Annotated in this window: 13 protein-coding genes; 9 read left to right on the forward strand and 4 right to left on the reverse strand. The window is 68.7% G+C overall.

From position 1 onward, the window contains the following. The first annotated feature begins 53 nt into the window (after nt 1–53). Both BEI_RS01625 and BEI_RS01630 read left to right on the forward strand, forming a co-directional pair. Nucleotides 54–1,292: a M20 family metallo-hydrolase gene (locus tag BEI_RS01625; RefSeq protein ID WP_097787865.1), complete on the forward strand. Its 1,239-nt coding sequence runs from the start codon at nt 54–56 to the stop codon at nt 1,290–1,292. Nucleotides 1,293–1,308: 16 nt separating this feature from the next. Then, entirely contained in the window at nt 1,309–2,823 is a 1,515-nt protein-coding gene (locus BEI_RS01630; protein ID WP_379802326.1) for an aldehyde dehydrogenase, read from the forward strand. Between the two features lie 82 nt (nt 2,824–2,905). On the opposite strand, the gene msrA is transcribed toward BEI_RS01630, so the two are convergent. The 3 genes from msrA to BEI_RS01645 all read right to left on the reverse strand — a co-directional run bounded on the left by msrA (nt 2,906) and on the right by BEI_RS01645 (nt 5,685). Then, nucleotides 2,906–3,622, reverse strand: coding sequence for a peptide-methionine (S)-S-oxide reductase MsrA (msrA, locus tag BEI_RS01635; protein WP_097787866.1), 717 nt, complete (start codon nt 3,620–3,622; stop codon nt 2,906–2,908). Nucleotides 3,623–3,656: 34 nt separating this feature from the next. Further along, the gene (locus BEI_RS01640; RefSeq protein WP_097787867.1) at nt 3,657–4,607 is read right to left on the reverse strand and encodes an IS481 family transposase; all 951 of its coding nucleotides are present in this window, start codon (nt 4,605–4,607) and stop codon (nt 3,657–3,659) included. 139 nt (nt 4,608–4,746) lie between these two features. Then, nucleotides 4,747–5,685, reverse strand: coding sequence for a LysR family transcriptional regulator (locus tag BEI_RS01645; RefSeq protein WP_097787868.1), 939 nt, complete (start codon nt 5,683–5,685; stop codon nt 4,747–4,749). A 135-nt stretch (nt 5,686–5,820) separates the two neighbouring features. Here BEI_RS01645 and speB point away from each other — a divergent pair, with 135 nt between their 5' ends. The 3 genes from speB to BEI_RS01660 are packed head-to-tail and all read left to right on the forward strand — an operon-like array spanning nt 5,821 to nt 8,237. Continuing rightward, the gene (gene speB / locus BEI_RS01650) at nt 5,821–6,738 is read left to right on the forward strand and encodes an agmatinase (RefSeq protein WP_097787869.1); all 918 of its coding nucleotides are present in this window, start codon (nt 5,821–5,823) and stop codon (nt 6,736–6,738) included. Nucleotides 6,739–6,750: 12 nt separating this feature from the next. Further along, nucleotides 6,751–7,812 (forward strand): APC family permease, encoded by a 1,062-nt coding sequence (locus tag BEI_RS01655; protein ID WP_097787870.1) that lies wholly within the window; start codon nt 6,751–6,753, stop codon nt 7,810–7,812. Then, entirely contained in the window at nt 7,758–8,237 is a 480-nt protein-coding gene (locus BEI_RS01660; protein ID WP_153045750.1) for an APC family permease, read from the forward strand. Before BEI_RS01655 ends, BEI_RS01660 begins: the two co-directional genes overlap by 55 nt. Before the next feature lie 84 nt (nt 8,238–8,321). Here BEI_RS01660 and BEI_RS01665 read toward each other — a convergent pair whose 3' ends face one another. Then, entirely contained in the window at nt 8,322–9,173 is an 852-nt protein-coding gene (locus BEI_RS01665; protein WP_193765140.1) for a helix-turn-helix transcriptional regulator, read from the reverse strand. A 134-nt stretch (nt 9,174–9,307) separates the two neighbouring features. On the opposite strand from BEI_RS01665, the gene BEI_RS01670 reads away from it, so the two are divergent. The 4 genes from BEI_RS01670 to BEI_RS01685 all read left to right on the forward strand — a co-directional run bounded on the left by BEI_RS01670 (nt 9,308) and on the right by BEI_RS01685 (nt 14,609). Continuing rightward, entirely contained in the window at nt 9,308–10,243 is a 936-nt protein-coding gene (locus BEI_RS01670; protein ID WP_097787872.1) for a cobyrinic acid a,c-diamide synthase, read from the forward strand. Between the two features lie 34 nt (nt 10,244–10,277). Further along, nucleotides 10,278–11,453 (forward strand): toxic anion resistance protein, encoded by a 1,176-nt coding sequence (locus BEI_RS01675; RefSeq protein ID WP_097787873.1) that lies wholly within the window; start codon nt 10,278–10,280, stop codon nt 11,451–11,453. 225 nt (nt 11,454–11,678) lie between these two features. Next, complete coding sequence (locus tag BEI_RS19370) at nt 11,679–13,157, forward strand: PAS domain S-box protein (protein ID WP_275539480.1); 1,479 nt, start codon at nt 11,679–11,681, stop codon at nt 13,155–13,157. A gap of 144 nt (nt 13,158–13,301) precedes the next feature. Then, a complete protein-coding gene (locus BEI_RS01685) occupies nt 13,302–14,609 on the forward strand; it encodes an ATP-grasp domain-containing protein (RefSeq protein ID WP_097787875.1) in 1,308 nt (435 codons plus the stop codon). The last annotated feature ends 11 nt before the right edge of the window (nt 14,610–14,620 follow it).

Consider the following 14,620-nt stretch of genomic DNA (forward strand, 5'->3'; position numbering starts at 1 on the left):
CGACACCTCCAACGGTGGTCGCCCTGCCCGAACAACGACCCAAGAGGCGCTTCATGACGACTTCCATCGACGGCCAGCGGCTGTGGGACACGCTGATGGCCATGGCCGAGATCGGCCCCACCGCGAACGGCGGCAGCTGCCGCCTGGCCCTGACCCCCGAGGACGCCGCCGGCCGGCGGCAGCTGCTCGACTGGTGCGAGGCGATCGGCTGCACCTGGCGGGTCGACCGGGTCGGCAACCTCTTTATCCGCCGTCCGGGGCGGCGTGATGACCTGGCGCCGGTGGGTACCGGCAGCCACCTGGACACCCAGCCCAAGGGCGGCCGCTTCGACGGCATCCTCGGCGTGCTGGCCGGGCTCGAGGTGTTCCGCACCCTGCACGACCAGGGCATCGTCACCGACCGCCCCCTCGAGCTGGTGGTCTGGACCAACGAGGAGGGCAGCCGCTTCGCCCCGGCCATGGTCGCCTCCGGCGCCTATGCCGGCGAGTTCTCCGTCGACTACACCCTGAGCCGCCGCGATGCCGACGGCGTGACCCTCGGCGAGGCCCTGGAGATCAGCGGCTACGCCGGCGACCTGCCGGTGGGCGAGCCGCGGCTGGACGGCTTCTTCGAACTGCACATCGAGCAGGGGCCGGTGCTCGAGGCGGCGGGCGAGTCCATCGGCGTGGTCACCGGCGTGCAGGGCATGCGCTGGTTCGACGTCACCTTCACCGGCCAGCCGGCCCATGCCGGCCCCACGCCCATGCGGCTGCGCCACGATGCCCTGGCCGCGGCGGCACGGCTTATCGACCGCCTGCAGGCCCATGCCCTGGCCGATGCCAGCGGCGACACCAAGGTGACCTGCGGCTGCCTGGACATCGAGGCCGCCTCGCGCAACGTCATCCCCGGCGAGGTGCGCCTCACCGTCGACCTGCGCCACGTGGTGGAGGCCGAGCTGGACGCCCTCCAGGCGTTGTTCGAGCGCGAGCTCACCGCCGCCGGCGAGGCCTTCGGCGTGGGCGTGTCCCGGGAGCGCATCTGGGCCTCGCCGGTGGTGGCGTTCGCCCCCGAGTGCATCGCGGCCGTCGAGCAGGCGACCCTGGCCCAGGACGTGCCCTATCGGCGCATGATGAGCGGCGCCGGCCACGACGCCGTCTACGTCTCGCGGGTGGCCCCCACCGCGATGATCTTCATCCCCTGCCGTGACGGCATCAGCCACAACGAGGCCGAGTACGCCACCCCGGAGCACTGCGCCCTGGGCGCCCAGGTGCTCTGCGACGCCATGCTGGCCCGCGCCGACCGTCCGGCCTGATCGAGGGAGTTTCGTCATGACCGCCATGAGCCAAGCCTCACCCCGGACCCGCGCCGACTGGCAGGCGCTGGCCGCCTCGCTGACCTTCGAGACCCGCGCCTACCTCGACGATGCCTTCGTCGATGCCCAGGGCGGGGCCACCCTGACCACGATCAACCCGGCCACCGGGGAGACGCTCGCCGAGGTGGCGAGCTGCGATGACGCCGACGCCGAGCGCGCGGTGGCGGTGGCCCGGGCCGCCTTCGACGGCGGCGACTGGTCGCGGCTGGCCCCGGGCCGGCGCAAGCGCGTCTTGCTCAGGCTGGCCGACCTGATGGAAGCGCACAAGCACGAGCTGGCGCTGCTCGACACCCTGGACATGGGCAAGCCCATCGCGAGCTCGCTGGGCGACATGGCCGGGGCCATCGCCTGCCTGCGCCACCACGCCGAGTCCATCGACAAGCTCTACGGCGAGGTGGCGCCCACCGGCGAGGACGCCCTGGGCCTGGTGCTGCGCGAGCCGCTGGGCGTGGTGGCCTCCATCGTGCCCTGGAACTTCCCGCTGATGATGACCGCCTGGAAGATCGCCCCGGCCCTGGCCGCCGGCAACAGCGTCATCCTCAAGCCCTCCGAGAAGTCGCCGCTGTCGGCGCTGCGCCTGGCGAGCCTGGCCCGGGAGGCCGGCCTGCCCCGCGGCGTCTTCCAGGTGCTGCCGGGCTACGGGCACACCGTGGGCCGCGCCCTGGCGCTGTCCATGGACGTCGACTGCCTGGCCTTCACCGGCTCCACCGGCGTGGGCAAGCAGCTGATGCAGTACGCCGGCCAGTCGAACCTCAAGCGGGTCTACCTGGAGTGCGGGGGCAAGAGCCCCAACCTGGTGTTCGCCGACTGCAAGGACCTGGACAAGGTGGCCGAGCATGCCGCCGCGGCGATCTTCCACAACCAGGGCGAGGTGTGCATCGCCGGCTCGCGGCTGCTGGTGGAGGACGCCATCCGCGAGGCCTTCGTCGAGAAGGTGCTGGCGGCCGCCGAGCGCATGCAGCCCGGCGACCCGCTGGACCCCGAGAGTTTCATGGGCGCCATGGTCGACCGGGCCCAGTACGAGCGGGTGCTGGCCTATATCCGCCAGGGCGTGGAGGAGGGCGCGGTCCTGCGCGCCGGCGGCGAGGCCACCGAGGTCGATGGCAAGGGGCTGTTCATCCCGCCGACGGTGTTCGACGGCGTCACCGAGGCCATGGCCATCGGCCGCGAGGAGATCTTCGGCCCGGTGCTGGCGGTGTTCGGCTTCGACACCGAGGAGGAGGCGATCCGTCTCGCCAACGACAGTGACTACGGCCTGGCGGCCGGGCTGTGGAGCCAGGACATCGACCGCGTCATGCGGGTGAGCCGGCGGCTGCAGTCGGGGCAGGTGTTCGTCAACAACTGGGCGGCCATGGACCAGACGGTGCCCTTCGGCGGCGTCAAGCAGTCGGGCAACGGCCGCGACAAGTCCCACCACTCGCTGGAGGAGTACTCCGAGCTCAAGAGCGTGTGGATGTCGCTCGCGCCCTGAGGCCGGACGCCTCGATCATGCACTGATGGGGATTCCCCATCCCTTGGCCGGCCGCGGCGACGCGGCCGGCCCTTTTTCGTTCTCAGGGCGTCGTGTCGAGCACGGGGGTGTCCCGGTAGTCCCCGGGGAACAGGCGCTCGAGGTTCGCCACCTTGGGCAGGTCGTGGAACACGATGTAGGGCTGGTTCGGGTGGTGGTAGGCGTAGTCCTGGTGGTAGGCCTCGGCCGGATAGAAGGCGTCCAGGGGATCGAGACGGGTGACGATCGGCCGGTCGAAGACGCCGGCGGCGTCGAGCTGGCCGATATAGGCCTCGGCCACCCGACGCTGCGCCTCGTCGACATAGAAGATGGCCGAGCGATATTGCCGGCCCCAGTCCGGGCCCTGGCGGTCGAGCTGGGTCGGGTCATGGGCCACCGAGAAGAACACCTGCAACAGCCGGCCATAGGACACCCGCCGGGGATCATAGGCGATGCGCACGGCCTCGGCGTGATCGGTGCGACCGGTGCTGACGCTGTCGTAGTCGGCGGTCGCGGCCTCGCCGCCGCTGTAGCCGGAGACCACCTCGGTCACGCCGTCGAGGTGCTGGAACACGGCCTCGATGCCCCAGAAGCAACCGCCCGCGAGTACCGCATGCCGCATGCCGTCGGCTTCGGCGATGGGTGTCGTCATGGCCGGGGGCGGCAGGGCGGTCGGAGTGGCATCGGCCCGGACGGGCGAGGGGGCGGCGATCAGGGCAAGCCAGAGGGGCAGGGCCGCCAGGCCGAGGGCATCGAGGCGAGACGAGCGAGACAGGGACATGGCGAGGCTCCTTCGTGGGGGCTTGCGTCTCACCCTAGATGTGTAAACCCACCAGGTTGTTCACGGAAAGTCCCAGCCGACTAATCGGAGGCTGATAATTCAGACTGGCATGTGGCCGATGCCAGTTGTACTGGTGGAGCCAGGCGGGCAGATGCTCGCCTCGTTGCTCTGAGCTCTGATAAGACCAGGCATAGGCCCATTCGCGCAGGGCGGTTTGAATGAACCGCTCTGCCTTGCCATTGGTACGGGGCGTAAAGGGGCGAGTGCGCTTGCGTTTCAGCCCTAATCGGCGGCACAGGCGGCGGAATGGCTTGGACTTGTAGCATCCGCCATTGTCGGTCAGTACCCGGCTAAAGTGGACCCCCAGACGCCTGTAGTACCGCACGGCCTGCAGCAGCGCACGGCAAGCGCTCCACTTGGTCTCATCCGGCAGGATGGTGCTGAAGGCCACTCGCGAGTGGTCGTCGATGGCCACATGGACGTACTCCCAGCCAGCGCCTCGTGTGTTCTGCTGGCGATTGCCGGTGACACGATGCCCTGGGCGCTCGAAGCGGCCGAGCTTCTTGATGTCCAGGTGCAGGAGCTCTCCCGGGGCGTCATGCTCGTAGCGGTTCTCGAGAGGAGCGGGCGCCAAGACCGAGAGACGATTCAGCCCCTCGCGCTCAAGGAGTCGCGCGACCGTACTGTGTCCGATGCCCACCTGTTCGGCAATCTGGCGGTAGGTCTGGCGCTGCCGGCGGCGTGCGATGACCTGCGCGCGGATCGCGTCTGGGGTCTCATGAGGACAACGGCATGGGCGAGAAGAACGGTCCAGGAGACCGGCCTCGCCCTCGTCCCTGTAACGGCGTACCCACTTGTAGACCGTCCGCACACTGACGCCTTGCGCCTGGGCCACCTCCGCTGGCCGAAGCCCTTCCCTGATGACTCGGCGGACCAGCAGGGCTCGACCATGCACTGTGAGACGGGCATTCTTATGGGTGTTCATCCGGGCCTCCTGGAGGTTGGTTTGGGTCGCACCTCCAATTGTCCGGGTAGGTTCCGGATGAACAACCTACCGAGAGATCACACCTAGATGCCCGGAGAGGCATGAATCATCACGATTCCGTCACGGCGCTCCCATGCCTTCATGCCAAGGCGGAGGAGGTGTCGAAGTCGTGGGCGAAATCCAGCAGCTGCTGGCGCAGCCACTCCAGGGGCCGTTCCTTGGCGTAGAGCGGATGTTGGATCAGCTGCATGTCCAGGCGCGGCATGCCAGGGGGCGGTTCGACGGGACGTACCGGCAGCATCTTCGCGAACATCCGCGCCATCTGGCGAGGCAACACCATGATGGCGTCGCTCGAGGCGACCACTCGGGCAGCCGCCATGTAGTTGAGGTTGCGCGAGATCACGCGGCGCTGGCAATGCTGGCTGGCCAGCCAGGCATCGACCTTGCTGTGTTGCAGGCCGCTGATGTCGGACAGGGCCACCTGAGGATGATCGATGAACTGAGCCAGGCTCAGCCGTTCCTCGATACCGGCATTGCCGCGAGCGGCCAGGCACACCAGGTCCTCGCTCATCCAGGTTTCCCGCACCAGGCCTCGAGGCATCCCCGTCACGGCTTCCGGGCCCACCACCAGATCGACCTGGCGTCGCTCGAGGCCTGCTTGCAGCACCTCGTCGGTGATCAGGGCGATCTCGAAGGTGACGTTCGGGGCTTGCGGCCGGAGTCGCGCCAGGAAAGGCGGATAGAGCACTTCCTCGAAGAAGTCCGTCGTGGCGATCACGAAATGGTGGCGGCTGGTGGCCGGGTCGAAAGGGGCCGGAGGCTCGAGGCTCTCCTGCACCAGGGCCAGCGCCTGCTGGACGCTCGGCAGCAGCTCCAGGGCGCGAGGCGTGGGTTGCATACCGTTCTCGGTGCGAAGCAGCAGGGGGTCGTCCAGGGCTTCGCGCAGGCGCTTCAGGGCATGGCTCAGCGCCGGCTGACTCAGGTGGAGCCTCTCGGCGGCACGGGTCACATGGCGTTCGACGATCAGGGTCTCGAACACGCGCAGCAGGTTGAGATCGAAGTTGCGCAGCGATGACATGACAGGGCTCTCAGGTGTTGGTTTTGCATGAATTATTCTTGTCATGGATGAAGGCATTATCACAATGCATTTTATTTATTATCTGACGCTGCCTATCGTCGATGCCACACACCTCACTCGGCAAGGAGATCGACGATGTCTCAACAACAAGACGCCCCCAGCATCTATGCCACCCTCGCCTCCACCTTCATGCAGTTCCCCGCCACCGACGATCCGGTGAGCAGCGACGCCGAGGTCGTGGTCACCGGAGTGCCCTTCGACCTGGCCTGCTCGGGGCGCTCCGGCACGCGCCTGGGGCCCAACGCCATCCGCCTGGCCTCGGCCAACCTGGCCTGGGAGGGGGAGCGCTGGCCCTGGGGCTTCGCCCTGGACGAGGCGCTCAAGGTGGCCGACTGCGGCAACCTGGGCTTCCGCTACGGTGAGCCCCAGAGCCTGGTCGATAACCTGGAGACCCATGTGGAGCGGCTGCTCGGTGCCGGCAAGCGGCTGCTCAACCTGGGGGGCGACCATTTCATCACCCTGCCGTCGCTGCGAGCCCATGCCCGTCACTTCGGTCCCCTGGCGCTGATCCACGTGGATGCCCATACCGATACCTACTCGGGCGGTACCCGTTACGATCACGGCTCGATGTTCCATCACGCGGTGCAAGAGGGCCTGGTAGACACGGATCGCTCCATCCAGGTCGGCATCCGCACCACCTACGATCGCGACGACCATCCCTTCGAGGTGCTGGATGCCGCCTGGGTCAACGAGCATGGTCCGGCGGCGGTGGTCGAGCGCATCCGTGCCCGGGTCGGGGAGGCGCCCGCCTATCTCAGCTTCGACATCGACGGCCTCGATCCGGCCTATGCCCCGGGCACCGGCACGCCGGTGAGCGGGGGGCTGACCAGCGACTGCGCCCTCAAGCTGATCCGCGGCCTCCAGGGCCTCGATCCGGTGGCCATGGACCTGGTGGAGGTCAGCCCCGCCTATGACCATGCCGAGGTCACTTCCCTGACGGCCGCCACCCTGGCCCTGGAGTACCTCTACGTGCTGGCCGCCAACAAGCGTTGAGGGACGCCCTCGATGCGACGCTCATACGACAACAACGACGAGAGCTTCCCGATGAACCCGACGACTGTTCCCACCAAGACCCTGTCCGGGGTGGATGTGACCCTCTATGCCGTCTCGGCCATCTTCCTGGTCGACCAGATCGCCCTGTCGGCGGCGGTCGGCGAGTCGGCGATCTTCTGGTGGCTGGTGGTGATCCTGTGCTTCATGCTGCCCAATACGCTGGTCACCGCCGAGCTGGGGACACGCTATCCGGAGCAGGGCGGTATCTATGCCTGGGTGCGCAACGCCTTCGGTGCGCGCTGGGGGGCGAGGATCACCTGGCTGTACTGGATCAACATCGCCCTCTGGATGCCGGCGATCTTCCTGATGTTCGCCGGCATCGTCGGCGCCCTCTATCTTCCCGGCCTGACCCTGTGGGGCCAGATCATGCTGGGCGTGGCGCTGTGCTGGCTGACCGCCGCGATCAACTGCCTGCCGCTCGCCGCGAGCAAGTGGATCCCGAACCTGGGGACGCCGCTGAAGTTCGCCGTGGTGCTTGCACTGGGGGCCGGCGGCCTGTGGCATGGCCTGGAACACGGCTTCGCCAATGACATTCGTCTGCTCTCGGCGCTGGAGGATCCGCTGGCAGGGCTGGGCTACATTCCGGTGATCGTCTACGGTTGCCTGGGCATCGAGCTGGTGAGCGCCGAGAGTGAACGCATCCATCGGGCGTCGCGTAACGTGCCGCGCGCCATGCTGATGGCGGCGCTGGTGACGGCGCTGTTCTACCTCTTCGGTACCCTGGGCGTGCTGGCGGCAGTACCGAGCGAGGAGATCGACATGGTGACGATCATCGCGGTCAGCCTGCAGCGCTTGTTTGGCGAGGCGACGTCGGGGCAGTGGCTGGCGATGGTGGTCGGTGGCGCGGCGCTGTTCACCTTCTTCTCGACCATGGTGACCTGGACGCTGGGCGGCAATCGCTCGATGGCGGAGGCGGCGCAGGCGGGCGAGATGCCGGCTTGCTGGCCTGGCAGCATCGCGTGCACCGGGCTCCGATCGGTGCGTCGCTGGCGACCAGCACCATCGCCTCGATGATCCTGCTGGTCTATGGGGTGATGGCGACCGGCGCCGAAGCGCTGTTCTGGACCATCTTCGCCTTCGGCGCCATCCTGTTCCTGATGCCCTATATCGCCATGCACCTGGCCTTCCTGCGCCTGCGCGGGCGCGATCCCGGTCACGAGGGGGTCTTTCGCCTGCCCGGTGGACGCTGGGTCAGCTATCCCCTGTCTGCGCTCTGCATCGGCATCCTGGGGGCGGCGATCGTGCTGTTCTTCTGGGTGCCCGGCGAACCCATCGACCTGGTGTTCATGGCTCAGGTGGGCGGTGGCGTCGTGATCACCCTGACGATCGGCGAGATCCTGGTGTATCGCGGCGAGCGGCGACGTGCCGCCGAGGTCGAGGATGCGTCGCGGTGGCGCGCTCCTGCCGCGCCGACCGTCGAACGTGTCAGCGCGGATTGAACCTAGCACGCCCTCCACATTCGGCGCCCTTGCGAAGCACCACCCCGGCCCTCGGCACGTCGCCGGCGGCCGGGGTGCAGGTCTTCACTGGCCCTGCTGTCGAGAGACCAGCGCCACATGGTCGAGGAACAGTCGGAACAGCTGCGACTGGCTGGAGATATCCAGCCGCTGGTAGATGTGCTTGCGATGGACCTTGACGGTGCCGTCGCTGATGTCGAGCTCCCGGGCCGCCGACTTGGTGGAGTGGCCCGCCAGCAGCAGCCGCACGATCTCCCGTTCGCGCTGGGTCAGCGCCTCCTGGCCGAAGCTGTCGAAGGCGGCCTCCACCGGCTCGCGCTCGGCCAGGCGCGCCTGGAAGCGGTGACCCTGCCATTTCCAGTACTCGCCCAGCAGGGCGTCGATGACCGGCGCGATATGGCGCAGCGCCAGCATGAGGCGTCGCGTCACCCGGGGGCCGTCGCCGCGGAAGCCCAGGGAGACCACCATCACCACGTCGGCGTCGACCCGGGCGAACAGGCCGACCTCGTCGGACAGGCCCAGGGCACGGTAGTAATGGTGGAAGTAGTCGCTACCCTCGAAGCGATCCGGGGCCAGCTCGCGGAGCCGATGGGCGCCGCGATCGAGGCCGTCATGGACGGCCTTGAAGAAGGGGTCCAGCAGGTAGGCCTCGCTCAGGTAGCGCTCGACGCCCTGCTCCCGTCGCTCCGGCGGGTAGTTGTCGTGGATCAGCAGCGGCCGGTGCTGGCCCTGGTAGGTGTTGATCAGGATGGTGTCGAAGCCGACCAGCTCGTGGAGCGCCTGTTCCAGCAGGGCCGGGAAACCGCCGCCGCCGGCATTGCGGATCAGTTGGCCCAGACGTTGGTGCCAGGCCTGGCTGGCGGCGGTGGCGAGCGGGTCGGGAGCGATCACGGTGAGGCGGTCCTGAAGGCGTGTCATGTTCCTCGGAGGATCGAGCATACCATGATCGTCGCTCGCTGCCCCCGGCCGCGGGGTGGCGGGATGGCCGCGCTGGCCTCATCATGGGCCTATCCGCCATCGCTGTCGGCCATGGAGAGAGGAACGACGACGCCATGCTGGGATTCCTGCAGGGAGCGGCCTATGGCCTGTTCCTGACCTGCCTGCCCTGGTGCCTGATCGGCCTGGCCAGCCCTCGCCTGGCCCTGCCCACCGAGCACCCCACCCGCTGGCAGGTGGTGGTGCGCTATGCCTTCCTGGCGCCCTTCCTCAGCCTGTCGATGTGGCTGACCTCGCTGTGGGGCGGCTTCGACCCCAGCCTCGCCGGCTGGCTGGCCGGCCTGGCCGGCATCGCCGTGGTGATCCCCCTGGAGCGTCGCTGGCGACGCTTCCGGGCGCGGCGCCACAAGCGCCGCCTGGAGGAGATGCTCCAGGCCGAGGCGGCCCGCCGCAAGGCCGAGGCGGCGCGGGAAGCCGGCGTCCATGAGCTCGATCCCTCGCATCCGCCGGCGGACGCCGACGAGGTCGTGCAGGCCCTGTGTCGCGTCAAGCAGGCGCTGCTCGAGGCCGGACGCGAGGATCATGCCGCCCAGGTCGATCGCCTCTACAGCCGCTACGAGCACGTGCTGGGCGTGATGGCCGAGCGTTTCGACACCGGCGAGCTGGCCTACGAGCGGGCCCGTTCCCTGGTGGTCGAGGTCTGCATGGGGGCGGTGGACAACTTCGCCGCCATGGCCTCCCAGGCCCAGGGCGTGCGGGGCATGGACGTGGCGTTCATCCGGCGCCGGCTGGGGGAGGAGGCCGAGCGGCTGTCCGCCAACGAGACCAGTGCCCTGCGCCGTCGGCTGGCGCTGATCGAGGACACCGAGCGCTCGCTGCGCCGCCTCGCCGCCCGCAACGAGGCGGCGCTCACCGCACTGGACGACACCAGCGTGACCCTGTCGCGGATCGTCACCGGCCGGCCGCGGGCCAGGGTCGGCGCCGACCAGGCCTGCGAGGAACTGCGCCGTTTCATCGCCGGGGCCGAGCGCTATGGTCGGTCGTCGCGATAGACTGCAAGCAAGCCGCGAAAAGGAGAGCCATGCCATGAGTGACGCGCGCAAGGGCGGCGGTGGACCGCTGTCGCTGCCCCCGGTGGAACGCATCGCCGATGAACTCGAGCGGCCGGGGGCGGACGAGGCCGAGCGAGTCGAGGAGGATGCCGAGCTCGCGGCCATGGCCGATGCCTTCGTCGCCGAGACCCTCGACGCCGAGGGCGAGGGCGCGGCGGATCGGCAGCGCCGGGCGGTGGACGAGATGGGCCTCGAGCTCCAGCAGCAGGCAGCGCGCCAGAGCGAGATGCTCAAGACGCCGCTGCGCAAGCTCGCCCGGCACGGCGAGGACGGCGGGCCGGTCGCCAAGGCCCTGGTCGAGCTGCGTGGCCGCATGGACGACCTGGATCCCCGCCATCATCGCCTGACGCCGGGACGCCTCGACCGGGTGCTGCAGCGCCTGCCCGGCGTCGGTAGCCGGCTGCAGCGCTACTTTCACCGCTTCGAGACCGCCCAGCAGGCCCTGGAGGCGATCATCGCCGATCTCCAGGGCGGTCGGGACATGCTGGAGCGCGACAACCTGACCCTCTCCGATGACCAGGACGCCCTGCGCCGGACCCTGGCCCAGCTGGAGCGCCAGGTGGCCCTGGGGCGATCGATCGACCGCCGCCTCGAGCGGGCCCTGGAGGGGATCGCCGACGCGTCCCGCCGCGCCTTCGTCGAGGAGGAACTGCTGTTCCCGTTGCGCCAGCGCATCCTCGATCTCCAGCAGCAGCAGGCGGTGTGTCAGCAGGGCGTGCTGGCCCTGGAAGTCATCATCCGCAACAACCGCGAGCTGATGCGCGGGGTGGATCGCGCCATCAACGTCACCGTCTCGGCGCTCAGCGTGGCCGCCACCGTGGCCCTGGCCCTGGCCAACCAGCGCCTGGTGCTGGATCGCGTCGAGTCGCTCAACGCCGCCACCACCGAGACCATCGCCGGCACCGCCCGGGCGCTGCGCCAGCAGGGCGTGGACATCCAGACCCGGGCGGCCTCGGCGAACCTCGACCTCAAGACCCTCGAGGGCGCCTTCGCCGACGTCATGGCGGCGATCGACGACCTCGCCACCTATCGCCGCGATGCCCTGCCGCGCCTGGCCGAGCAGATCGATCGCCTGGACGCGCTCTCCCGGGAGGGGCGCACGGCGATCGATCGACTGGAGCCGGGCGCCGAGGCGTCCGACCCTCCCTGAGTCGACGCCGGCTCAGGCTCCCGCCTCCCGCCGGACGAGGCGCCGTCTCGTCGTCATGCCCCGGCCCCGTTCGGTCATCGCGTGAGGCGTTGATGCTTCCCCCTAAAGTCAATTCCCCTTCGGCCGACCAAGGATACTGTGGCCGTGTCGCCACCCTGTCCGGACGGACGGGAGCAGCACGGCGCCGGGATGGCGCCGAGCGATAACGACAAGGGGGAAGGAACCATGCAACTGCTGAAGAGCCGGAAATGGCGCAAGGCCGACGCCTTGCCCGACGCGACCAAGGGGCACGCTGCGCAGGAAGGCGGTGGATTGGCCGAGGCGGTGCTCGAGGAGGCCGTGGACGGCCTGGTGGTCGTCGATGCCGACGACCGGGTGGTGCGCTTCAACGCCGCCGCCGAGCGACTCTGGGGACTGCCGCGGGCGTCGGTGATCGGTCAGCCGGTGGACCGTCTGGTGCCCGAGCTGCTGCGCGACGAGCATCGCGACCATATCGATGCCAACCGCGCCTCCGGTCATGATGTCCAGGTGGGGACCCATCGGGAGGTGCAGCTGGAGCGCGCCGACGGGGGACGGTGCTGGGTCAGCATCGCCCTTTCCCGGGTGACCCTGGAGGAGGGCCAGGGCTATGCCGCCGTGGTCCGCGACATCACCGCCAGTCGCGAAGCCGCCCTGGGGCCCCGTCAGGCGCTGGAACAGTGCCTCGACGCGGTGGTCAGCATCGACGAGCACAACCGGGTGACCTTCTTCAACGCCGCCGCGGAGCGGCTCTGGGGTTGCCGGCGCGAGGACGTGCTGGGGCAGAACGTCAACCGCCTGGTGCCGGCGTCGATTCGCGACCAGCACGACGGCTTCGTCGACCGTCACCGGCGCAGCGGTGACGACCGCATCGTCGGTACCAGCCGCGACGTCCAGCTGGTGCGCTTCGACGGCGAGACGCGCTGGGTCAACCTGGCGCTGTCCCGCTTCGTGGTCGAGGGGCGCCAGGGCTACACCGCCTTCGTCCGGGACATCACCGAGCAGCGCAAGCTCCGGGCGCTGATGGAGAGCACCCTGGAGCAGGCCATCAACGCCGTGGTCACCATCGACGAGCACAATCGGGTGACCTTCTTCAACGCCGCGGCGGAGCGGCTCTGGGGCTATGTCCGCGACGAGGTGCTGGGCGAGAACGTCAAGATGCTGGTGCCCCATGCCATCCGCGACCATCACGACGACTACGTGCAGCGCAACCGCGACACCGGCGAGGACCGCCTGGTCGGCAAGACCCGGGAGGTCGAGGTGGTACGCAAGGACGGCACCTCGACCTGGGCGAGCCTGTCGCTGGCTCGCATCCGGCTCGACGACACCATCGTCTACACCGCCTTCCTGCGCGATGCCGCGGACGACGTGGCCCACCGCGACAACATGGTCAAGCGCACCGAGGAGTTCGCCGAGGCCAACCAGCGGGTCACCCGGTTCGCCGCCGACATCGAGGAGATCGCCATGCGCACCAACCTGCTGTCCCTCAATGCCTCCATCGAGGCGGCCCGGGCCGGCGAGGCGGGGCGCAGCTTCTCGGTGGTGGCCGGCGAGGTGCGGGCCCTGGCCGAGCGTGCCTCGGCGTCGGCCAAGGACATCGGCGAGGTGGTCCAGCATACCCAGTCGCTGTTCCAGGAACTCCAGGACGCCCTCCAGGCGATCGAGGACACCGCCCGCGGGAACTGAGCCCCACAGGCGGCGAGGCGTCCCTCGCCGCCTGCCTTCCCCGCTGGACTATGCTGCGAAGAAGGCGACGGCGTCGCCAGGGAGAGGATCCGGGACGGGCCCGCGACGCTCCCGATCCAGCGCGGTCATCCGCAAGGGGCGATCATGAGTACCGGGGTGCGCAATGTCTTCGTGGTGGGGCTCAACGACTTCAACCGGGAGCGACTCGAGACCCTGAGGGGCGCCGGGGCGTATCGCTTTCACGGCATCATCGCGCCGGAGGCGGTCTACGACACCGAGGTCTTCGACATCGCGGCCATGCTGGAGGAGGCCACCCGGGCCCTGGAAGCCTTCGACGGCGGCGTGGACGCCATCGTTGGCTACATGGACTTCCCGGTCTCCACCATGCTACCGATCCTCTGCGAGCGCTTCGGCACCCGCTCGACCTCCCTGGAGAGCCTGCTCAAGTGCGAGCACAAGTACTGGAGCCGCAAGGTGCAGAAGGAGGTGATCCCCGATCACATCCCCGCCTTCACGGCGTTCGATCCCTTCGACGACGACGCCCTGACCCGCATCGGCGAGGCCGGCCTCTACTTTCCCTTCTTCGTCAAGCCGATCAAGTCCTCCGGCTCGCGGCTGGGCTTCCGCATCGACACCCCCGAGGACTTCTATCACGCCATCGAGCGCCTCCGGGAGGACATCGGCCTGATCGCCGATCCCTTCAACACCGTGCTCGAGCACGCCCGGCTGCCGGACGAGATCGCCGCCGTCGACGGCCATTTCTGCATGGCCGAGGAGATCATCGGCGGCTGGCAGTGCACCGTGGAAGGCTATGTCTTCGAGGGCGACGTGGTCAGCTACGGGATCGTCGACTCGCTGCGCTACCCCCAGGTGCTGAGCTTCTTCCACTATCGCTATCCCTCGGGACTGCCCGATACCATCCAGGACAAGATGCGCGAGCTCACCGACAGGGTGATGCGCCACATCGGGTTCGACGACTCGGCCTTCAACATCGAGTACTTCTGGGACGAGGTGCAGGACCGCATCTGGCTGCTGGAGATCAACACGCGGATCTCCCAGTCCCACTGCGACCTCTTCGAGAAGGTCGACGGCGTCAGCAACCAGCAGGTCACCATCGACCTGGCGCTGGGTCAGCGGCCCGACATGCCCCATCGGCAGGGCGACTACGCGGTGGCGGCCAAGTTCTTCCATCGGGTGTTCTTCGTCGACGCCGTGGTCACCCGCGTGCCCAGTGACGAGGAAGTGGCCGCCCTGGAAGCGGACTTCCCGGGGACCGTGATCGCGCTGCAGGTGACGCCCGGGCAGCGCCTGTCGACGCTGCCCGAGCAGGACAGCTACAGCTACGCCCTGGCCTACATCTGGATGGGCGCCGAGTCCCCGGAACGGCTGCTCGAGAACTATGACCGCCTGATCGCGCGTCTCGTCTTCGAGTTCGACGAGATCGAGGGCTGAACGAGGAGGAC

It is taken from the genome of Halomonas beimenensis (genome assembly GCF_002549795.1).
Classification (GTDB): domain Bacteria; phylum Pseudomonadota; class Gammaproteobacteria; order Pseudomonadales; family Halomonadaceae; genus Halomonas; species Halomonas beimenensis.